Here is a 15,206-nt window from a genome sequence, read left to right as displayed (position 1 = left end):
GAATGACTTCCCTACCCGCCTGATGAGCTCAACAAGCCCGCCCATCACCCCCTGAAAATATCGAAGGGTTCGATTTTCAGGACCTTGCGTACGCCCACATAACTGGATACCCCGGCGATCAACAGCACCAGAGCGAAGGCCAGCCCGAGATTCCAGAACGTGATGATGGCCGCATAGTTCGGCAGATTGGAGCGCGCCACGGAGATCATCAGCGTGACCAGGCCGATGCCCAGCCCATAGCCGGTCATCGCCGTGAAGGTGGCCATGAACAGGATCATGTAGATCAGCTCACGGCTCTTGGCACCAATCGCCTTGAGCGCCGCGAACTTGTCCAGGTTTTCCAGGATGAAGGTGTAGAAGGTCTGCCCGGAAATCGACAACCCGACCAGAAAACTGATGATCGTCATCATCAGGATGTTGGTACCGACCCCGGTCTGGTAGATGTAGTAATTGGCGATACGTTGGTTGAACTCGTTCTTGGTCAGGGCGATATAGCCCAGCTTCGAAACCTGTTGTTTGATCAGGCTCACGGCCGCTTCGCTCCTGGGTTCCAAGAGGATATAGGAGATGGTGAATCGGGTGGTTGGCAGGTATTCGATGGCGCGACTGTAGGTGGTGTAGAGGGTCGGTATCCCGGTCAGGCCACTGGTGAGTACCTTGGCAATGCCAACGATGCTGCCGCGATGGTCATTGAGTTCAAAGGAGGTGCCTATGCCGGGGTTCTCCAGCTTCGAAAACTCGGCATCGTGGACCATGATAAAGGCGTTTTCGGCGTAGATATCCTCGATAGCGCCCTGCTCCAGCTGCGGCCGGCCGAACAGGCTGGTGTCGTCCAGGCCGATCACACTGACCGACTGGTAAGTGCCGCTGGCCAGCCGGACCTGGGCACCGCCAATGAAAATCGGCACGGCATAGCGAACCTGGTCCATGCTGCGCACCGCATCGAGCAGGTAATCAGGCAAAGGGATAACGCTGGTCGGGGTGTTCACCGCAGGGTCCATTATCCACATCGCCGCCCCGACGTTGGTCACCGTCGAGTAGGCGCGATTGAGGATCCCGGCAAACATCGCAGTCATCTGCATCATCAGGAACACCGAAAAGGTAATCCCGACCAGTAGCGCGGAGAACTTGGAGCGATCATTGACCAGCAGCTTGAAGCCTATGCGCAGAATACCCGTGTACTTCATCGGGTCGGCCCACTGGCGGCAGCCGCCGGACTGTTCCACCAACCGCCACCCAGGGCAACGAACAGGCCGACAGTGTCCTGGTGACGTTGGGCCAGCGCTTGCAGATAGGCGATATTGACCTGATGCAGCTGCACATCGGCGGCCAGCAGGTCCAGATAGGTCACCAGGCCCGAGCGATAGTTGGCTTGCACCAACCGCAAGGCTTGTTCGGCGGCGTCCTGGGCTTCGGCCTGTTTTTGCAAGGCCTGGGCATCGAACTCCAACGCCTTGAGGGTATCGGCGACCTGGGCGAAAGACTCCAGTACCACTTGCCGATAATTCGCCGCAGCCTGCTGATAGGCATCGATCGCGGCTTTACGCCCAAACCACAGGCTGCCACCTTGAAACAGCGGGATATCGACCGAAGGCCCGACACTCCAGAAACGCCCCGCACCGGCGAACAGTGATCCCGAGCTCGATCCGGCGGCGCCATAGGTACCGGTCAGGCTGAAGCTGGGAAACATCGCCGCCGTTGCCACGCCGATGGTGGCGCTGGCCTGGTGCAGTTGTGCTTCGGCAGAGAGAATGTCCGGGCGCTGGCGAACCAGTTCCGACGGCAAGCTGAGCGGCAGATCCTTGGGCAACGACAATCCTCTCAACTGGATGTCCGGGAGTTTGACTTCAGCGGGCACCACGCCTTCCAGAGTGGCCAGCAGATGCTCGGCCTGGCTGATTTTCTGTTTCAGGGCCGGCAACAACGCCTCGTTGCTGGCGATCAGGCTTTGCAAGCTCAGGATCGCCGAATAGGCTGTGGTACCGCTGCGCACCTGCACCTGCGTGGTTTGCAACTGTTGTTTTTGCAGTTCAATCAGTTGTTCGGTGGCCTGGATCTGCGCGGCATAAGCGGCACGGGCGATGGCGGTATTGACGACATTGGCGGTCAAGGTGAGGTAAGCCGCATGGCTTAGCCAGGTCTGATGATCGACCTGGGCCTGCAGGCCTTCCACGCTGCGACGTGCGCCGCCGAAGATATCCAGGGTGTAGCTGATCGTGCCACTCAAGGTCAGGACATTGAAGATCGACCCCGCCGTACCCTGTCCTTGCTGGATGGGTGCACTGCGTTCGCGGTCAGCGCCTGCATGAGCATCGAGGTGCGGGTAGAAAACCCCATAGCCGGCCATGAGGGTATCCTGGCTTTGCCGCAAGCTGGCCTCGGCCGCCTGCAGGGTCAGGTTGTTGGCAATCGCCTGGCGTACCACCGCATCCAGCGACGCCGACTGGAACAGTCGCCACCAGTCAGGCGTGACCTCGGCCCCCGGCAAAAAGCGCTGCACCTGCCCCTGCGCGGCCACGGTGCGAACGACCGGGTCGCGCAGGTAAGCCGCCTGCGATGGGGCTGCCGGGCGCGAGAAATCTGGACCGAGCGTGCAAGCGCTGACCAGCGTCAACAGACCAGGGATCAACCAACGGCCACAGGGCCATGTCAGGCGAAGTACGCGTGGTCGGCCCATTATTTCTGCCCTATGAAAACATCCACCAGCTGCCCCGGATAGACCATCGGGAGGTCTTTTTTCTCAAAGCGGAAAATCACCGGCAGTACCCTCAGGTCGACTTTCTCCTGGCGCTGATCGGACAACTCGATTTTTGGCGACACGTAGGGTTGCACCCGCACGAACTCCAGCGGCACCTTGATATCCGTGCCATGAATCTGCATCTGCGCGTGGATGTGTTCGGGGGCCGGCAAGCGGGCAATCAGGATCTCGTCGACGTAACAGCGCACGGCCAGGTGATCCTGCGCGGAGCTCATGACCAGCAGCGGACTGAAGCCCTGGGTGTAGGCGTCATAGGCGCCCTGGGACGACACATAGCTGCCGACGGTACTGTTGATGGCCAACACCACCCCATCCGCCGGCGCCTTGATTGCATACTGTGCCAACGTCGCCGCCGCGGCCTTCAACGCCGCCTGGGCCTGAGCAGCCGTATCTCTGGCGGTATCGAGCGTATCCTTGCTGATGGACTTGGGGTCCAGGCTGTAGGAGGCCAGGCGCTTGTTGTACTGGTCCCGGGCAGTGGCCAGATTGGCCTGCGCCAATTCGAAATTGGCCTTGGGCACCGCGTCGTCGAGGGTAACCAAGGGCATTCCCTGGGTCACTTTCTGCCCCTCGTGCACCAGTAGTTGCGTCACCGGCCCGGCCACCTGCGGATAAATCACGATATCGGAGCCACCGGACTGTTCGCTCTCGATAATGCCGTTGGCAAAAATCGCGGTCTCATAGGGGCTGCTCGCCGGGGCGAAGACCGGCGGTGGCGTCCGCGGTACGCGTCCAAACAAATAAGCGGCCACCAAACCGGCCAGGACACCGACCACCGCCAGGCTGAACAGCAGGCGATTTTTCATGAGGCGACCCGTTCAAGTTCGGTGATACGCCCGTCTTCCATATGAATGATGCGATCAGCGTACTCGTTGATCCGCGCATCGTGGGTGACGATCAGAATGCAGCGCTGCTGATTGAGGATTTGGGTCTTGACGAAGGCGATGATCATTTTCCCGGTATCGCCATCGAGGGAGGCGGTCGGCTCGTCGAGGATCAGGATCTGCGGTCCACCAACAATCGCCCGGGCAATGGCCACGCGCTGTTGTTCGCCGCCGGAAAGCTTGACCGGCAGAATATCCCCGCGGTCCTTGAGACCGACTACTTCCAGGCTTTGTCTGGCCCGGGCGATCGCATCGTCCCAGTCGTGGTGCTGAAGAATCAGCGGAATCGCGACATTCTCGGCGGCGGTCAAGCGTGCGAAGAGGTGATAGTCCTGAAACACGAAGCCAATATTATTCAGGCGCAGCTCGGCCAACTGGTCGGTGTCCAGGCTCCAGATATCTTGTCCGTTGATCATCACCGTACCGGAGTCGGGGCGCAGGATGCCGGAGATCATGCTTAATAAGGTGGTCTTGCCACTGCCGGAAGGACCGACAATAAACACCATTTCGCCAAACCCGGCGACCAGTGCCACCTGGTCGACCGCCTGCATGCGCGCACTACCTTCGCCAAACCACTTGCTCAGGCCGTTTGAAACGATCGCCGGATGCGTTACAGAAGCGGCTGATTCCGTACTCATTATCTCTCCTGCCCAACATGGCCTGGTATGGAATGGCTACGCGGTGTTTGCCAGCCTTGGATGCATCGGTTGCGACAGAACGCTTCCACGGATTTCAGGGGGTGTTGCAAGTATCTGGCGCCCTTGCCAACGGCCCCTGATCTTTATCAACAAATGGCCATCTATCGACCGGCCAAAGGCACTGTTGATTTAGCTCAATTATTTTTCGATGCCCAAGCGTAGAAAGTACTGATCGATACCAGGCGTGAGGACGGTAGGCGATCATTTTTCCTCTATTGCTGGAGGTCGGCCATGCTGGCGGTCACCCTGATCAATACACTGGTCGTCATCGTCGTCGTGGTGATCCACTACGAATGCCTGTTACGGTTGAACGACTGGCTGCCCCGACTCAAACTCTGGAATCGTTTCAGGCTGGTCGTCGGGGTATTCGGTGCGCTGGTGGCCCACGCGGCAGAAGTCTGGTGCTTCGCGCTGGTCTATTACCTGATGGTCAGTTCCGGCAAATGGGGAAGCCTGGTGGGCCCGTTCGATGGTTCGTTCATGGACTGCGTGTACTTCTCCTTCACCACTTACACCACGATCGGCTTCGGCGACATTTCCCCCGTCGGCCACCTCAAGTACCTGACCGGGTTGCAGGGATTGACCGGCCTGGTGCTGATTTCCTGGACGGCCTCGTTTCTGTTTCTCGAAATGCAGAAATACTGGAAGAACAAATAACCCTCGAGGCCACTGTCAGGCTCTGGAGATGAAAAAGTCAGGTTTGATCGCTCAACGCATTTGCTAGTAACCGTCGCTTTACACCGTCGCCCATCAACGATGAACTAACCTTGAGGTAGATCAAATCAGCACTCCGGAGCGTTCCCTGTGGCACGGATTTGATTTGCATCATATGGCCGCAGCCATAGACGACACACACTGGATACGCCGCGCTGTCGCGAGGCGGATAACGCGAGTGACAAGGACTCGCGCAGGAGCACTGGCATGTGCGCAAAATTCATGCTGTCTGTGGTACTGGCCAGTCTCTGCGGATTTGCCTGGGGTGCGGATGGCTCCACGCCCACTACCGAGCCCCACGTCGCGATCCTCGTTTACCACCGCTTTTCGGAGACTGCGGACGACTCGATGACAGTGCGCATGCGCACCTTCGAGACCCAGTTACGCGTCCTCCACGAGCATGGTTACCACATCGTACCGCTGCGTGAGGTCATCGACTGGTTGCGCGATTCCAATGCGAGGTTACCGGACAAACCGGTGGTGATCACCGTGGACGACGGGCATCGTTCGGTATTCGAGAAGCTGCTGCCCATTGTGCTGCGCGATCAATTTCCGATCACGCTGTTCATCTATCCATCGGCGATCTCGAACGCCTCCTATGCACTGACCTGGGAGCAATTGCGAACGTTGAAACAGACCGGGCTGTTCGACATCCAATCGCATACCTACTGGCACCCCAACTTCAAGGTCGAGCGCAGACAGCGTACCCCTGCGGATTTCCAGCAGTTCGTCCGCACACAACTGGACAATTCACGTCGCCGTCTCGAAGCACAAACGGGCGCGCATATTGACATGCTCGCCTGGCCCTACGGCATCTACGACGACGAGTTGCTCGCCCTCGCCGCCGAGGAGCACTACGTCGCGGCCTTCACCCTCGATGCCCGCAAGGCGGACCGGCACGCACCGCTACTGGCACTGCCGCGCTTCCTGATGATCGATGCTTATGGCGCCCACGCATTCGCGCACCTGCTCGGCGAACCGGACTCGCTGCCGATGCCCGCAACGGAGAACCGGCAATGACCCTCCAGCAGCGATTGAGGTGTTGCATGATCGCGGCACTGCTTGCCATCGCCACCCTGCTGACCGGACAAAATGCCCTGGCCGTCAGCGGCGTGGTGCTCGACTCAAGCACCCAGCATCCGATCGCCAACGCAATAATCACGACTGCCACCGAGGTACTGCGCACCGATGACAACGGGCGCTTCACGACCTCCCTGCCGGTCACCGGCGTGAGCGCCCGCGCCCCCGGTTATCTGCGCAGCGAGGCACAGGTGCCCGACGAAACGCCAGTGACCCTGGCGCTGACCCCGTTTCGAGCAAAAGCGCTCTATCTGTCGGTATTCGGCGTAACCAACACGACCCTGCGCAACCAGGCAGTCAGCCTGGCCCAGAGCACGGTCATCAATGCCTTGGTGATCGACGTCAAGGGCGACCGCGGCCTGACGCCCTATCACAGCGTGGCCCGCGAGAAGATCGCTGCCGTGGCCCAGCTGACCCAGCGCGCACCGCAAGTACGGGACTTTCCGGCGTTGCTGGCCAGGCTGCATGCGCAACACCTGTACCTGATCGCGCGCATCGTGGTGTTCAAGGACGACCCGCTCGCCAGCGCGCATCCGGAGTGGAGCGTGCACACCGTGGAAGGCACGCCATGGCGCGATAGCGAGAAATTGCAATGGATGGACCCGTTTTCCCACGAAGTCTGGCAGCACAATCTCGATGTCGCCGAAGAGGCGGCGCGGATGGGCTTCGACGAGGTCCAGTTCGACTATGTGCGCTTTCCCGACAAGGGCGGGCTGCGCTTTGCCCTCTCGAACACCCGGCGCAACCGGACCGCGGCGATTGTCGGTTTCCTGCAGGCTGCACGCACACGACTCGCGCCCTACAACGTCTTTATCTCCGCGGACATCTTCGGCTACGTTTGCTGGAATCTCGACGACACCGCCATCGGCCAGCAACTCGAAATGCTCGGTACACCGCTCGACTATATTTCACCGATGCTCTACCCGTCCGGCTTCACCTGGGGCCTGCCGGGCCTGAGCGACCCCGTCAGCGATCCCGGCCAGATCGTCAGGCGCTCCCTGGCGGAGGCGGTAAAGCGTAGCCAGCTACCGGGAGTGCGCTTTCGCCCATGGCTGCAGGCCTTTCGCGATTATGCGTTCGATCATCGCGTATTTGACGCCGCGGCAATCAGTGCGCAAATAAAGGCCGCCGAGGCCGCCGACAGCGATGGATGGATGTTATGGAACCCGCACAATCACTACAACGCCGCCGATTTGCCGCCACGTTGATCGGCACCCTGAAATGCTCGGCGCTGCTGGCCGCCATGCTGACGACGCCGATCAGCGGGGCCGTCGATCTCGATGCGGCAACGCGCCTGCAAGCCGCGCGGATCGTCGAGGGGCAAATCGCCGCTGGGCGTATTCCAGGGGCCGTGGTGCTGATCGGGGACGCCAGCCATGTGTTCTATCGCCAAGCCTTTGGGCAACGCGCGACCCTACTGACCCCTGAGCCGATGACGCTGAACACCGAGTTCGACCTCGCCTCGCTGACCAAGGTTATCGCCACCACCACGGCGATCATGCAACTGGCCGAAGCGGGGCTCATCGACCTGGATGCCCCTGTCGCGCGTTATTGGCCAGCCTTCGCGGCGCACGACAAGGACACGGTGACCGTGCATGACCTGCTGGCGCACACTTCCGGGCTACCCCCAGGCCTGCCCGCACCGCCGGTACATCCAGGCCGCGCGGGTGTATTGGAGGCGATCGCCGCGGAACGTCCGCGCAGCGCGGCGGGTGAGCGCGTTATCTACAGCGACCTGAATTTCGTGGTCCTCGGCGAACTGGTCCAGCGTATCAGCCACCTTCCCCTTGACGCCTATGGCCAGGCTCATATCTTCGGCCCCCTGGGTATGCGTGACACACTCTTTCTGCCGGATGCCGGGCGAGCGGCACGCAGCGCCCCGACAACCCCGGACAAGGCCGGCATGCGCCAAGGTCAGGTGCACGATCCGACAGCCCAATGGATGGGGGGTGTCTCCGGCAATGCCGGGCTGTTTTCCACGGCGGACGACCTCGCCCGCTTCGCGCAGATGCTGCTCAACGACGGACACGCGGGCAGTAAGCAGATCCTCCGGCCGCAGAGCATCAGCGCGCTCGCCACGGCCGCCTCGCCGCTCGCGAGCCTGCCCTGGCGCGGACTTGGCTGGGAACTGGACGCCCCCTTGGTGCCGAACCGTGATCGTCTACCGCCGATCGGCATGATCGGTCACACCGGCTACACCGGTACGGGCCTGTGGATCGATCAGCTGACACACCAGTTCATTGTGATCCTGAGCAACCGCGTGTATCCGAACGACCGTGGTGATGCCCGCCCGCTGCGGGCGCAGTTGCTCGCGCTGCTGGCAAGCCGGGGCACGCCGGCAAGCGTCGCACAAATCGGCCGGTTGCAACCCTCGGCATGGCCGGCGCTGCGTGCCGCCGAGCGTCTGCCGACGTCGACCGGTCCTGTGCAAACCGGTATCGACGTGCTTGAAGCGGAGCAATTTGCGCCGCTCGCCGGCCTGCGCGTCGGCCTGCTCACCAATCGCAGCGGTTTCGACGCCAGCGGCCGACGCACCGTCGATGTACTCGCCCACGCGCCAGGCGTCACGCTGGCCGCGCTGTTCTCGCCGGAACATGGGCTGAACAGCGATCTGGACGAGCGCGTCGGCGACGTAGTCGACCCGGCGACGGGCCTCACCGTCCACAGCCTCTACGGCGCGACACAGCGCTTCCCGGCCGGCTCGCTGCGCGGATTGGATGCGCTGGTCTTCGATATCCAGGATGCCGGCGTGCGCTTCTTTACCTACGAGACAACACTGGGCTACGCACTCGAAGCCGCGGCGGCCCGTGGCATCCCGCTGTTTGTACTGGACCGACCCGACCCGCTGGGTGCACAGCGCTTCGGCGGACCGCTACAGGACAGCGGCCACGAATCCTTCACCGGCTATTTCCAGGCGCCGCTGCTGCCCGGCATGACAGTCGGCGAACTGGCGAGCCTGTTCAACCGCAACAAGCCCATCGGGGCGGATCTGCGCGTCGTGCCGATGCAGGGATACCAACGCGCGATGACCTTCGCCGACACCGGTCTGGGCTGGGTGCCGCCCTCGCCGAACCTGCGCACGCTGCCCCAACTGGATCTGTACCCGGATGTCGCTTTGCTCGAAGGCGCGAATCTGAGCGTGGGCCGTGGCACAGCCCATCCATTCGAATGGATCGGCGCGCCGTGGATCGATGCGACCCGGCTCGCCAACGCGCTGAATGCACTGGATACCGGCGCGCATTTCGAGCCGGTCGACTTCGTCCCGACCGAGTCAACCTGGCGCGGTCAGCTCTGTCATGGCGTCAGCATCGTGCGCAACGCGAGCGCCGCGCCACGCCCCATCGCCAGCCTCGGCCTGGCGCTGCTCGCGACACTGCACCGGCTCTATCCCGACACCTTCGATCTGACCGCAACCCGCGCGTCGATCGGCTCACAAAAGGTCTGGCAAGCGATTCGCGACGGCGCGTCGGCGGACGCCGCGCAAGCGCTCGACGCCAGCGCGCTAGAGCGCTTCGCGCGACTGCGGCGGGAGAGTTTGCGCTACTGAGCTGTGGGCGTACCGAACCCATCCTGGCCTCAGGCCCGATTTCAGTCACGCACGGCGTAGGGGGCATTCTCAAAGCACTGGCCCAGCCACTGGGCGAAAACACGTACGCGAGAGGACAGCTGTCGGCTCTGCGGATAGAGCACCGTCACGGGCATGGGCGGCGGCGCGAAACCGGGCAATATGATTTTCAACCGACCTTCGGCCAGTTCCCTCTCGATCCGATAACGCGGCACTTGCACCAACCCCAGCCCGCAGAGTGCGGCGCCCGTGTAGAGGTCGGCCCCCGTTACCGAGACGATAGAACACAGGTCGATCTCGACGACTTCATTGCCAACCTTGAAGTCCAGCCCGAGGGGCCTGCCGGTGGCACTGGAAACATAGCTCACCGCTACATGGGAACGCAGGTCGTCGAGGTCGACAGGTTCACCGTGACACTGCAAATAGTCCGGACTGGCCACCGTGACCTGCTCCATACGTGCCACGCGCCGGGCAATCATCGAAGAGTCCTGCAGTGAACCGGCACGCAACACACAGTCCACCCCCTCACGCACCAGGTCGACCAGCCGATCGTCCTCGCTCAGGTGCAGGGTGATATCGGGGTATTGAACCAGAAAATTTCTCAACGCCGGCATCACGAAGTGCTTGGCCAGGGTGCCTTGCAGATTCACTCGCAGCAGGCCCTTTGGGCGGACATCGCTAAAGGAGGTTTCCGCTTCCTCCAGATCCGTCAGCAAACGCACGCAACGATGATAGTAAGCCTCACCGTCGTGGGTCAGGCGCACCTGCCGCGTCGTGCGCTCCAGCAGGCGCACGCCAATGCGCAACTCCAGCCGCTTGATCAGGTTGGTAACCGTGGCCCGAGGGATCCGCAGATCTTCCGCCGCGGCGGTGAAACTCTGGCGATCGGCGACTCGCACAAAAACCTGCATCTCTTGGAATCGATCCATCGAAAAGTACGACGTCTGATAGTTGTAGTAAATGGAATTATATAGCCTATTTTTACGTAATTATCTCCTCATAAAAACAGTCCATCATTGCGCCCGATTGCAACCCTTGCGCTATTTGCAACGATGGAGCTCGCGGCGCGTAGCCCCAGCCCCCCTCTCCCACACCACCGGGGCTTGCGGCCCTCAGAACAAGAGACAACGACGATGACGATGACGATGACGCTATTGATTCTTGGGGCGACGGGCCAGGTTGGCCGTAACGTGCTTCAGCAAGCCCTGGAAAACGAGCGTATCGAGCAGGTTATCGCACCCACGCGCAAGGCCCTCCCGGCGCATCCCAAGCTCTATAACCCAGTGTCAGAGGATTTAGGCCAGGTACTGGTGGATCTCGCCAAAGGGCCGATTGACGCCATGATCTGCGCGATGGGAACAACCATCGCGAAGGCCGGTTCGAAGGAGGCGTTTCGACAAGTCGATTACCTGTTGCCGATCAAGTTCGCAGAACTGGCCTTGGCGCTAGGGGCGAAGGTTTGCGCACTGATCTCTTCACCAGGGGCTTCTCTCTCCATCCCCCTGTACTACTGCCGGACTAAAGGTGAGCTGGAACGGGATATCCGGCGCATCGGGTTCCCCTCATTGACGATTATTCGTCCGGGAATGATCGGTGGCCGCCGTGAGGAGTTTCGTCTTGCCGAACGCTTGATACTTCCCATGGCCGCCCTGCTTCAGCCGATATTGCCGCGAGGTCTGTGGGTCAACCCTCCCGCCAATATTGCCAAGGCGCTGATCGATGCCGTGCTGTCCAGGGTACCCGGCGAGCGCAGGCTCACCTCCAGAGACCTTGTGTGACCGCGTGCCGACCGACGTCGTTTGGTCGGCTCTTATTGGCGCTCTTTACCCGGAGCCTCTCGATCGATCCGAATTTTTCAGGGCGCTATGGAACTTCGACATTTGCGGTACTTCCTGATGGTCGCCGAGGAACAGCATTTCACTCGAGCAGCCGTTCGACTGAACATACAACAACCACCGCTCAGTCAGCAGATTCGCTCCCTGGAAAAGGAGCTGGGATTCGATCTGTTTCGACGTCATCCCAAAGGCGTCGACCTGACGCCCGGAGGGCTGATTTTCCTTCAGGAAGCCCGGGATATTCTCAACCGGGTCGCGGACGCCGCACGGCGTTCGGCCAAGGTCGCCCAAGGGTATGAGGGAACGCTGTCGATTGGCTTCACCTGTTCAGCCGCTGCGCACCACTTGACTCCCTGCATCATCCGCGCCTATCGCGAGGCGTATCCAGGTGTCAGCCTGTTGCTCAATGAGGGCAGTGCCCGGGAACTGACCGACGATGTGGTCCAGCACAAGCTCGACGTCGGTATCCTCCGTGTGCCCGTAAGCCGGTCCTACGAAATGACCTTCTATCAATTGCTCGAGGAGGACATGCTGCTGGTCCTTCCGATCGGGCACCGGTTATTGAAGTGCACAGGTAAAAAAAACACGGCGGGCGGCGACGAGTCGATGCCTGTCATCGCGATCAAGCACCTGGCTGATGAGCCGTTCATTCTCGTTCGACGCAGTGGCACCACGGGAATGTATTCAAAGCTGATCGAGGCCTGCGAAAACGCCGGCTTCACACCCAAGGTTGCCTTCGAAGTCGAACACATGCTGACCAATATCAGCCTGGTGGCCGCCGGGGCGGGGGTTTCCATTGTGCCCGCGTCGATGAACGGGTTTCATCGCAAGTCAGTGGTCTACTGCCGCATCAACGCCCAGCCACAACTGGTCGCACCGATCACCCTGATTTGCCGGCATGAAGAGCAAGGACCGATCCTGTACAACTTCATCAATCTGGCAAAACGTATCGCCATGAGCTGAACGCCCCATGCCTGATAACGCCGTCCGCTCAACCCGGCTGAGCGACAGCGTAAACTCGATATCTTTAAAATATCGAGATCGATTTTTTATGTATTTTAAATCCATCCGTATTGTAGATAACCTGCATACATTCAAGGATGTATGTTAAGTGCCAGGCGTTACTCGACAGTCCAACCGAACTATTTAAATTGCGAACACGTCGATTCACCCCATCCACGAGCACCCCCGTCAGACGGTAAAGAGTTCAGATCACTTTTAATGGGTTGTCATAAGAGCACATCATGTCTTGGAATCCGCGCCATCTATCGATCCGGCAATCGTTAACGGACTCGCGAACGCGAATGATCGATATACAAGAATGCCTGAGCCATCTCGAATTGATCCCCTGCGATTCCGATGCCACCCAATGTTTGATCCGGCATATCAGGTGGTTAGCCCTGTCGGCCGACACTGCACTATTCGTTTCGATCAATCGCTTCTGCCTGGAACTCTACACGTTAATCAACACACCCAGAATCAAAAAAAAAATGAACGGCCCTACGCTGCAAGCCCTTAGAAAATGCTGCAACTTGCTGGCTTGGCAACTGGAGCTCACAAACCCGCGCACGGGCATTTTGCACATGGACAGATGGGAAGAAATGATTCTGCTCAGCGAGCTGAAAAAATCGTTAACAAACACGCTAAGCACAACCACCCGCTGTGCTAAAACACCGCGCCTGCTCACCCCATAAAAACACCACCGAGTGGATGTCCCATGGTTTCTCGTAGCCTCCAATTGAAGTTCGTTTTCCCTGTTTTCGCCATTGTGGCGTTTACCACACTTGTTCTTGTCGCCGTCATTTCCGAAAAAACGAGCCATGACATCGAACAGTCCGCGCAAGACAAAATGCAGGAACAGCTCTCGAGCATGCAACACGTCCTCAACGTCACCGATACGCTCGTGATGGAACGGGTAAAAGGATCGATGAAGTTGCTGATGGAGCAAGGTCAATATCTGCGTGCGCCCTATCAAGGTGACCCCATCGCCCTCAGTGGCCGGATGGTTCCCGAGCTCCTTCTGGGCGGTCAGGCACAGACGAACAACTTCGAACTGGTTGACCGCGTGACGTCAAGTCAGGGCGGCTCGGCTACTTTATTCTCCAAGGCCGGTAGCGAGTTTGTCCGTATCAGTACCAATGTGCAGTTCGAGGGAAGGCGTGCCATTGGCACGCTACTGGACCCCAATGGATTGCCGAGCGCCGCTATTCGAAAAGGCCAAGCGTTCTATGGGCAAGTCGATATCCTGGGCAATCCCTATCTGACAGGGTACGAACCGATTCTGGACGACCAGAAACAGACGGTGGGCATCTGGTATGTGGGTTACAAAGTCGACATGCAAGCCTTGCAGGCATCCATTGCCAAAAGCCACATACTGAACGGCGGCTTCGTCGCGTTGCTGGACGACAAAGGCAATGTGCGCTTTCAGTCGCAAAGTGTTCCATTGGATACCGTCCAACGGGTTGCAGGCGGCAACCTGAATGGCTGGGTCGTGAAGCGTGAGATGTTCTCCCCTTGGGGATTCACTATCATTGCCGCTTACCCCGAGGATGAGGTGCGTGTTGCAGTAAAAAATCAAATTATCCAAGTGACGGCTATTGGCTTGGCGCTGTCGGGCGCGTTGATGGGCCTGGTTTTCTGGCTGTCGCGCTCGCTGGTCGTCACGCCCCTGAACCAGGCGGTATCGATTGCTCGCAAGATCGCGGCGGGAGATTTGTCATCACCGCCGCCAATCACCTTACGTAACGATGAAATTGGCGACCTGGTCCGCTCACTGAGCAATATGCAGACGTCATTGCGCCAGATGATCGGAAACATCGCGGATAATGCCCAAGGTATTTCCACTCTGTCGTCTTCACTTTCTTCCTCCGCCGAAGAGGTGGCCGCTCAATCGGCGCAACAGAGTGGCGCGGCGGCGTCCGCCGCCGCCGCGTTGGAAGAGTTGAGCACCAGTATCGGACATGTCGCGGTCAAGGCCCGCGAATCCTTTGCCTTGGCTCAAGACGCTGGCGACAAAGCCAGGTTCGGCGGTGTCGTGGTGGAGAAGGCTTCGGCAGAAATGCACAACATCGCCGATAGCGTCGGCCAATCTTCCGAGCGAATAACCTTACTTGGGCAGCACTCTTCCAGGATTTCGATCATTGTCGGCGTCATTAAATCCATCGCCGAACAAACCAATCTGCTTGCACTCAACGCGGCCATTGAAGCCGCACGTGCCGGTGAACACGGGCGCGGCTTTGCAGTAGTCGCCGATGAAGTGCGCGAACTTGCCGAGCGCACCGCCAGGTCCACGGTGGAAATCAGCACAATGATTGACTCCATCCAATCGGGAACGGAACAGGTGGTGGAGACCCTGCAACAGGGGCAGGACCGTGCCAACTCGGGTGTCGAAATGGCTGGTGAGGCAGGACGTGCCGTGAATGAGATCAGCGCTTGCTCCGAACAGGTCGTGGATGCCGTCAATAGCATTTCCACAGCGCTTGAGCAGCAAAACGCGGCCAATCATGAAATAGCCATCAATGTGGCCGATATGGCGACCCTCTCTGAGAAAAACACCTCCGCCGTCCAGCAAGTCGCGCAAGCATCCAGGCAGTTACAAGCCTCGTCCAACTCACTACAGGCAACGGTTGACCTGTTCACGTTGTGAGCCATCTTATCGGCAGCAAGGACCGA

Annotated in this window: 13 protein-coding genes and 1 pseudogene; 9 read left to right on the top strand and 5 right to left on the bottom strand. The window is 59.7% G+C overall.

All coding sequences use genetic code 11. From position 1 onward, the window contains the following. Positions 1-44 precede the first annotated feature (44 nt). From AC07T0_RS07140 to AC07T0_RS07125, 4 genes are read right to left on the bottom strand one after another with little or no spacing between them, the layout of a single operon-like run. Positions 45-1,226, bottom strand: coding sequence for an ABC transporter permease (locus AC07T0_RS07140; protein ID WP_495000489.1), 1,182 nt, complete (start codon positions 1,224-1,226; stop codon positions 45-47). Further along, positions 1,184-2,677, bottom strand: coding sequence for an efflux transporter outer membrane subunit (locus tag AC07T0_RS07135; protein ID WP_495000488.1), 1,494 nt, complete (start codon positions 2,675-2,677; stop codon positions 1,184-1,186). Before AC07T0_RS07135 ends, AC07T0_RS07140 begins: the two co-directional genes overlap by 43 nt. Continuing rightward, positions 2,677-3,564, bottom strand: coding sequence for an efflux RND transporter periplasmic adaptor subunit (locus AC07T0_RS07130; protein WP_495000487.1), 888 nt, complete (start codon positions 3,562-3,564; stop codon positions 2,677-2,679). The genes AC07T0_RS07135 and AC07T0_RS07130 overlap by 1 nt, the downstream gene beginning before the upstream one ends. Further along, entirely contained in the window at positions 3,561-4,280 is a 720-nt protein-coding gene (locus AC07T0_RS07125) for an ABC transporter ATP-binding protein (protein ID WP_495000486.1), read from the bottom strand. The genes AC07T0_RS07130 and AC07T0_RS07125 overlap by 4 nt, the downstream gene beginning before the upstream one ends. A gap of 291 nt (positions 4,281-4,571) precedes the next feature. Between AC07T0_RS07125 and AC07T0_RS07120 the strand changes: the two genes are divergently transcribed. The 4 genes from AC07T0_RS07120 (at position 4,572) to AC07T0_RS07105 (ending at position 9,681) form a co-directional block, all read left to right on the top strand. Beyond that, positions 4,572-4,997: a potassium channel family protein gene (locus AC07T0_RS07120; RefSeq protein ID WP_495000485.1), complete on the top strand. Its 426-nt coding sequence runs from the start codon at positions 4,572-4,574 to the stop codon at positions 4,995-4,997. A gap of 264 nt (positions 4,998-5,261) precedes the next feature. After that, positions 5,262-6,074 (top strand): polysaccharide deacetylase family protein, encoded by an 813-nt coding sequence (locus AC07T0_RS07115; protein ID WP_495000484.1) that lies wholly within the window; start codon positions 5,262-5,264, stop codon positions 6,072-6,074. A 26-nt stretch (positions 6,075-6,100) separates the two neighbouring features. Continuing rightward, positions 6,101-7,342 carry a putative glycoside hydrolase gene (locus tag AC07T0_RS07110; protein ID WP_495000483.1) on the top strand — a complete coding sequence of 414 codons (1,242 nt, stop codon included), beginning with the start codon at positions 6,101-6,103 and terminating at the stop codon, positions 7,340-7,342. After that, positions 7,294-9,681, top strand: a complete 2,388-nt coding sequence (locus tag AC07T0_RS07105; protein WP_495000482.1) for an exo-beta-N-acetylmuramidase NamZ domain-containing protein — start codon at positions 7,294-7,296, stop codon at positions 9,679-9,681. The genes AC07T0_RS07110 and AC07T0_RS07105 overlap by 49 nt, the downstream gene beginning before the upstream one ends. Before the next feature lie 41 nt (positions 9,682-9,722). Here AC07T0_RS07105 and AC07T0_RS07100 read toward each other — a convergent pair whose 3' ends face one another. After that, complete coding sequence (locus tag AC07T0_RS07100) at positions 9,723-10,628, bottom strand: LysR family transcriptional regulator (protein WP_495000481.1); 906 nt, start codon at positions 10,626-10,628, stop codon at positions 9,723-9,725. A gap of 204 nt (positions 10,629-10,832) precedes the next feature. Here AC07T0_RS07100 and AC07T0_RS07095 point away from each other — a divergent pair, with 204 nt between their 5' ends. The 5 genes and pseudogenes from AC07T0_RS07095 to AC07T0_RS07075 all read left to right on the top strand — a co-directional run bounded on the left by AC07T0_RS07095 (position 10,833) and on the right by AC07T0_RS07075 (position 15,180). Further along, positions 10,833-11,477 carry a Rossmann-fold NAD(P)-binding domain-containing protein gene (locus tag AC07T0_RS07095; protein ID WP_495000480.1) on the top strand — a complete coding sequence of 215 codons (645 nt, stop codon included), beginning with the start codon at positions 10,833-10,835 and terminating at the stop codon, positions 11,475-11,477. A gap of 87 nt (positions 11,478-11,564) precedes the next feature. Next, entirely contained in the window at positions 11,565-12,497 is a 933-nt protein-coding gene (locus AC07T0_RS07090) for a LysR family transcriptional regulator (protein ID WP_495000554.1), read from the top strand. Between the two features lie 341 nt (positions 12,498-12,838). Further along, positions 12,839-13,228: a hypothetical protein gene (locus AC07T0_RS07085; protein WP_495000479.1), complete on the top strand. Its 390-nt coding sequence runs from the start codon at positions 12,839-12,841 to the stop codon at positions 13,226-13,228. Positions 13,229-13,251: 23 nt separating this feature from the next. Continuing rightward, a pseudogene (locus AC07T0_RS07080) lies at positions 13,252-14,325 on the top strand (Cache 3/Cache 2 fusion domain-containing protein); the annotation flags it as partial. Then, positions 14,317-15,180: a methyl-accepting chemotaxis protein gene (locus AC07T0_RS07075; protein ID WP_495000553.1), complete on the top strand. Its 864-nt coding sequence runs from the start codon at positions 14,317-14,319 to the stop codon at positions 15,178-15,180. The pseudogene AC07T0_RS07080 and the gene AC07T0_RS07075, both read left to right, overlap by 9 nt. The last annotated feature ends 26 nt before the right edge of the window (positions 15,181-15,206 follow it).

Source organism: Pseudomonas sp. GW821-FHT04D07 (assembly GCF_059420225.1).
Note: the sequence above shows the minus strand (reverse complement) of the source record. Positions and strands in the feature narration are given on the sequence as shown.

What these genes read in the sequence shown, in the direction of transcription:
- AC07T0_RS07135 (WP_495000488.1), bottom strand. Translation starts at nt 2,677, where the DNA reads ATGGGCCGACCACGCGTACTTCGCCTGACATGGCCCTGTGGCCGTTGG.
- AC07T0_RS07130 (WP_495000487.1), bottom strand. Translation starts at nt 3,564, where the DNA reads ATGAAAAATCGCCTGCTGTTCAGCCTGGCGGTGGTCGGTGTCCTGGCC.
- AC07T0_RS07125 (WP_495000486.1), bottom strand. Translation starts at nt 4,280, where the DNA reads ATGAGTACGGAATCAGCCGCTTCTGTAACGCATCCGGCGATCGTTTCA.
- AC07T0_RS07120 (WP_495000485.1), top strand. Translation starts at nt 4,572, where the DNA reads ATGCTGGCGGTCACCCTGATCAATACACTGGTCGTCATCGTCGTCGTG.
- AC07T0_RS07115 (WP_495000484.1), top strand. Translation starts at nt 5,262, where the DNA reads ATGTGCGCAAAATTCATGCTGTCTGTGGTACTGGCCAGTCTCTGCGGA.
- AC07T0_RS07110 (WP_495000483.1), top strand. Translation starts at nt 6,101, where the DNA reads ATGATCGCGGCACTGCTTGCCATCGCCACCCTGCTGACCGGACAAAAT.
- AC07T0_RS07105 (WP_495000482.1), top strand. Translation starts at nt 7,294, where the DNA reads ATGGAACCCGCACAATCACTACAACGCCGCCGATTTGCCGCCACGTTG.
- AC07T0_RS07100 (WP_495000481.1), bottom strand. Translation starts at nt 10,628, where the DNA reads ATGGATCGATTCCAAGAGATGCAGGTTTTTGTGCGAGTCGCCGATCGC.
- AC07T0_RS07095 (WP_495000480.1), top strand. Translation starts at nt 10,833, where the DNA reads ATGACGATGACGATGACGCTATTGATTCTTGGGGCGACGGGCCAGGTT.
- AC07T0_RS07090 (WP_495000554.1), top strand. Translation starts at nt 11,565, where the DNA reads ATGGAACTTCGACATTTGCGGTACTTCCTGATGGTCGCCGAGGAACAG.
- AC07T0_RS07085 (WP_495000479.1), top strand. Translation starts at nt 12,839, where the DNA reads ATGATCGATATACAAGAATGCCTGAGCCATCTCGAATTGATCCCCTGC.
- AC07T0_RS07075 (WP_495000553.1), top strand. Translation starts at nt 14,317, where the DNA reads ATGCAGACGTCATTGCGCCAGATGATCGGAAACATCGCGGATAATGCC.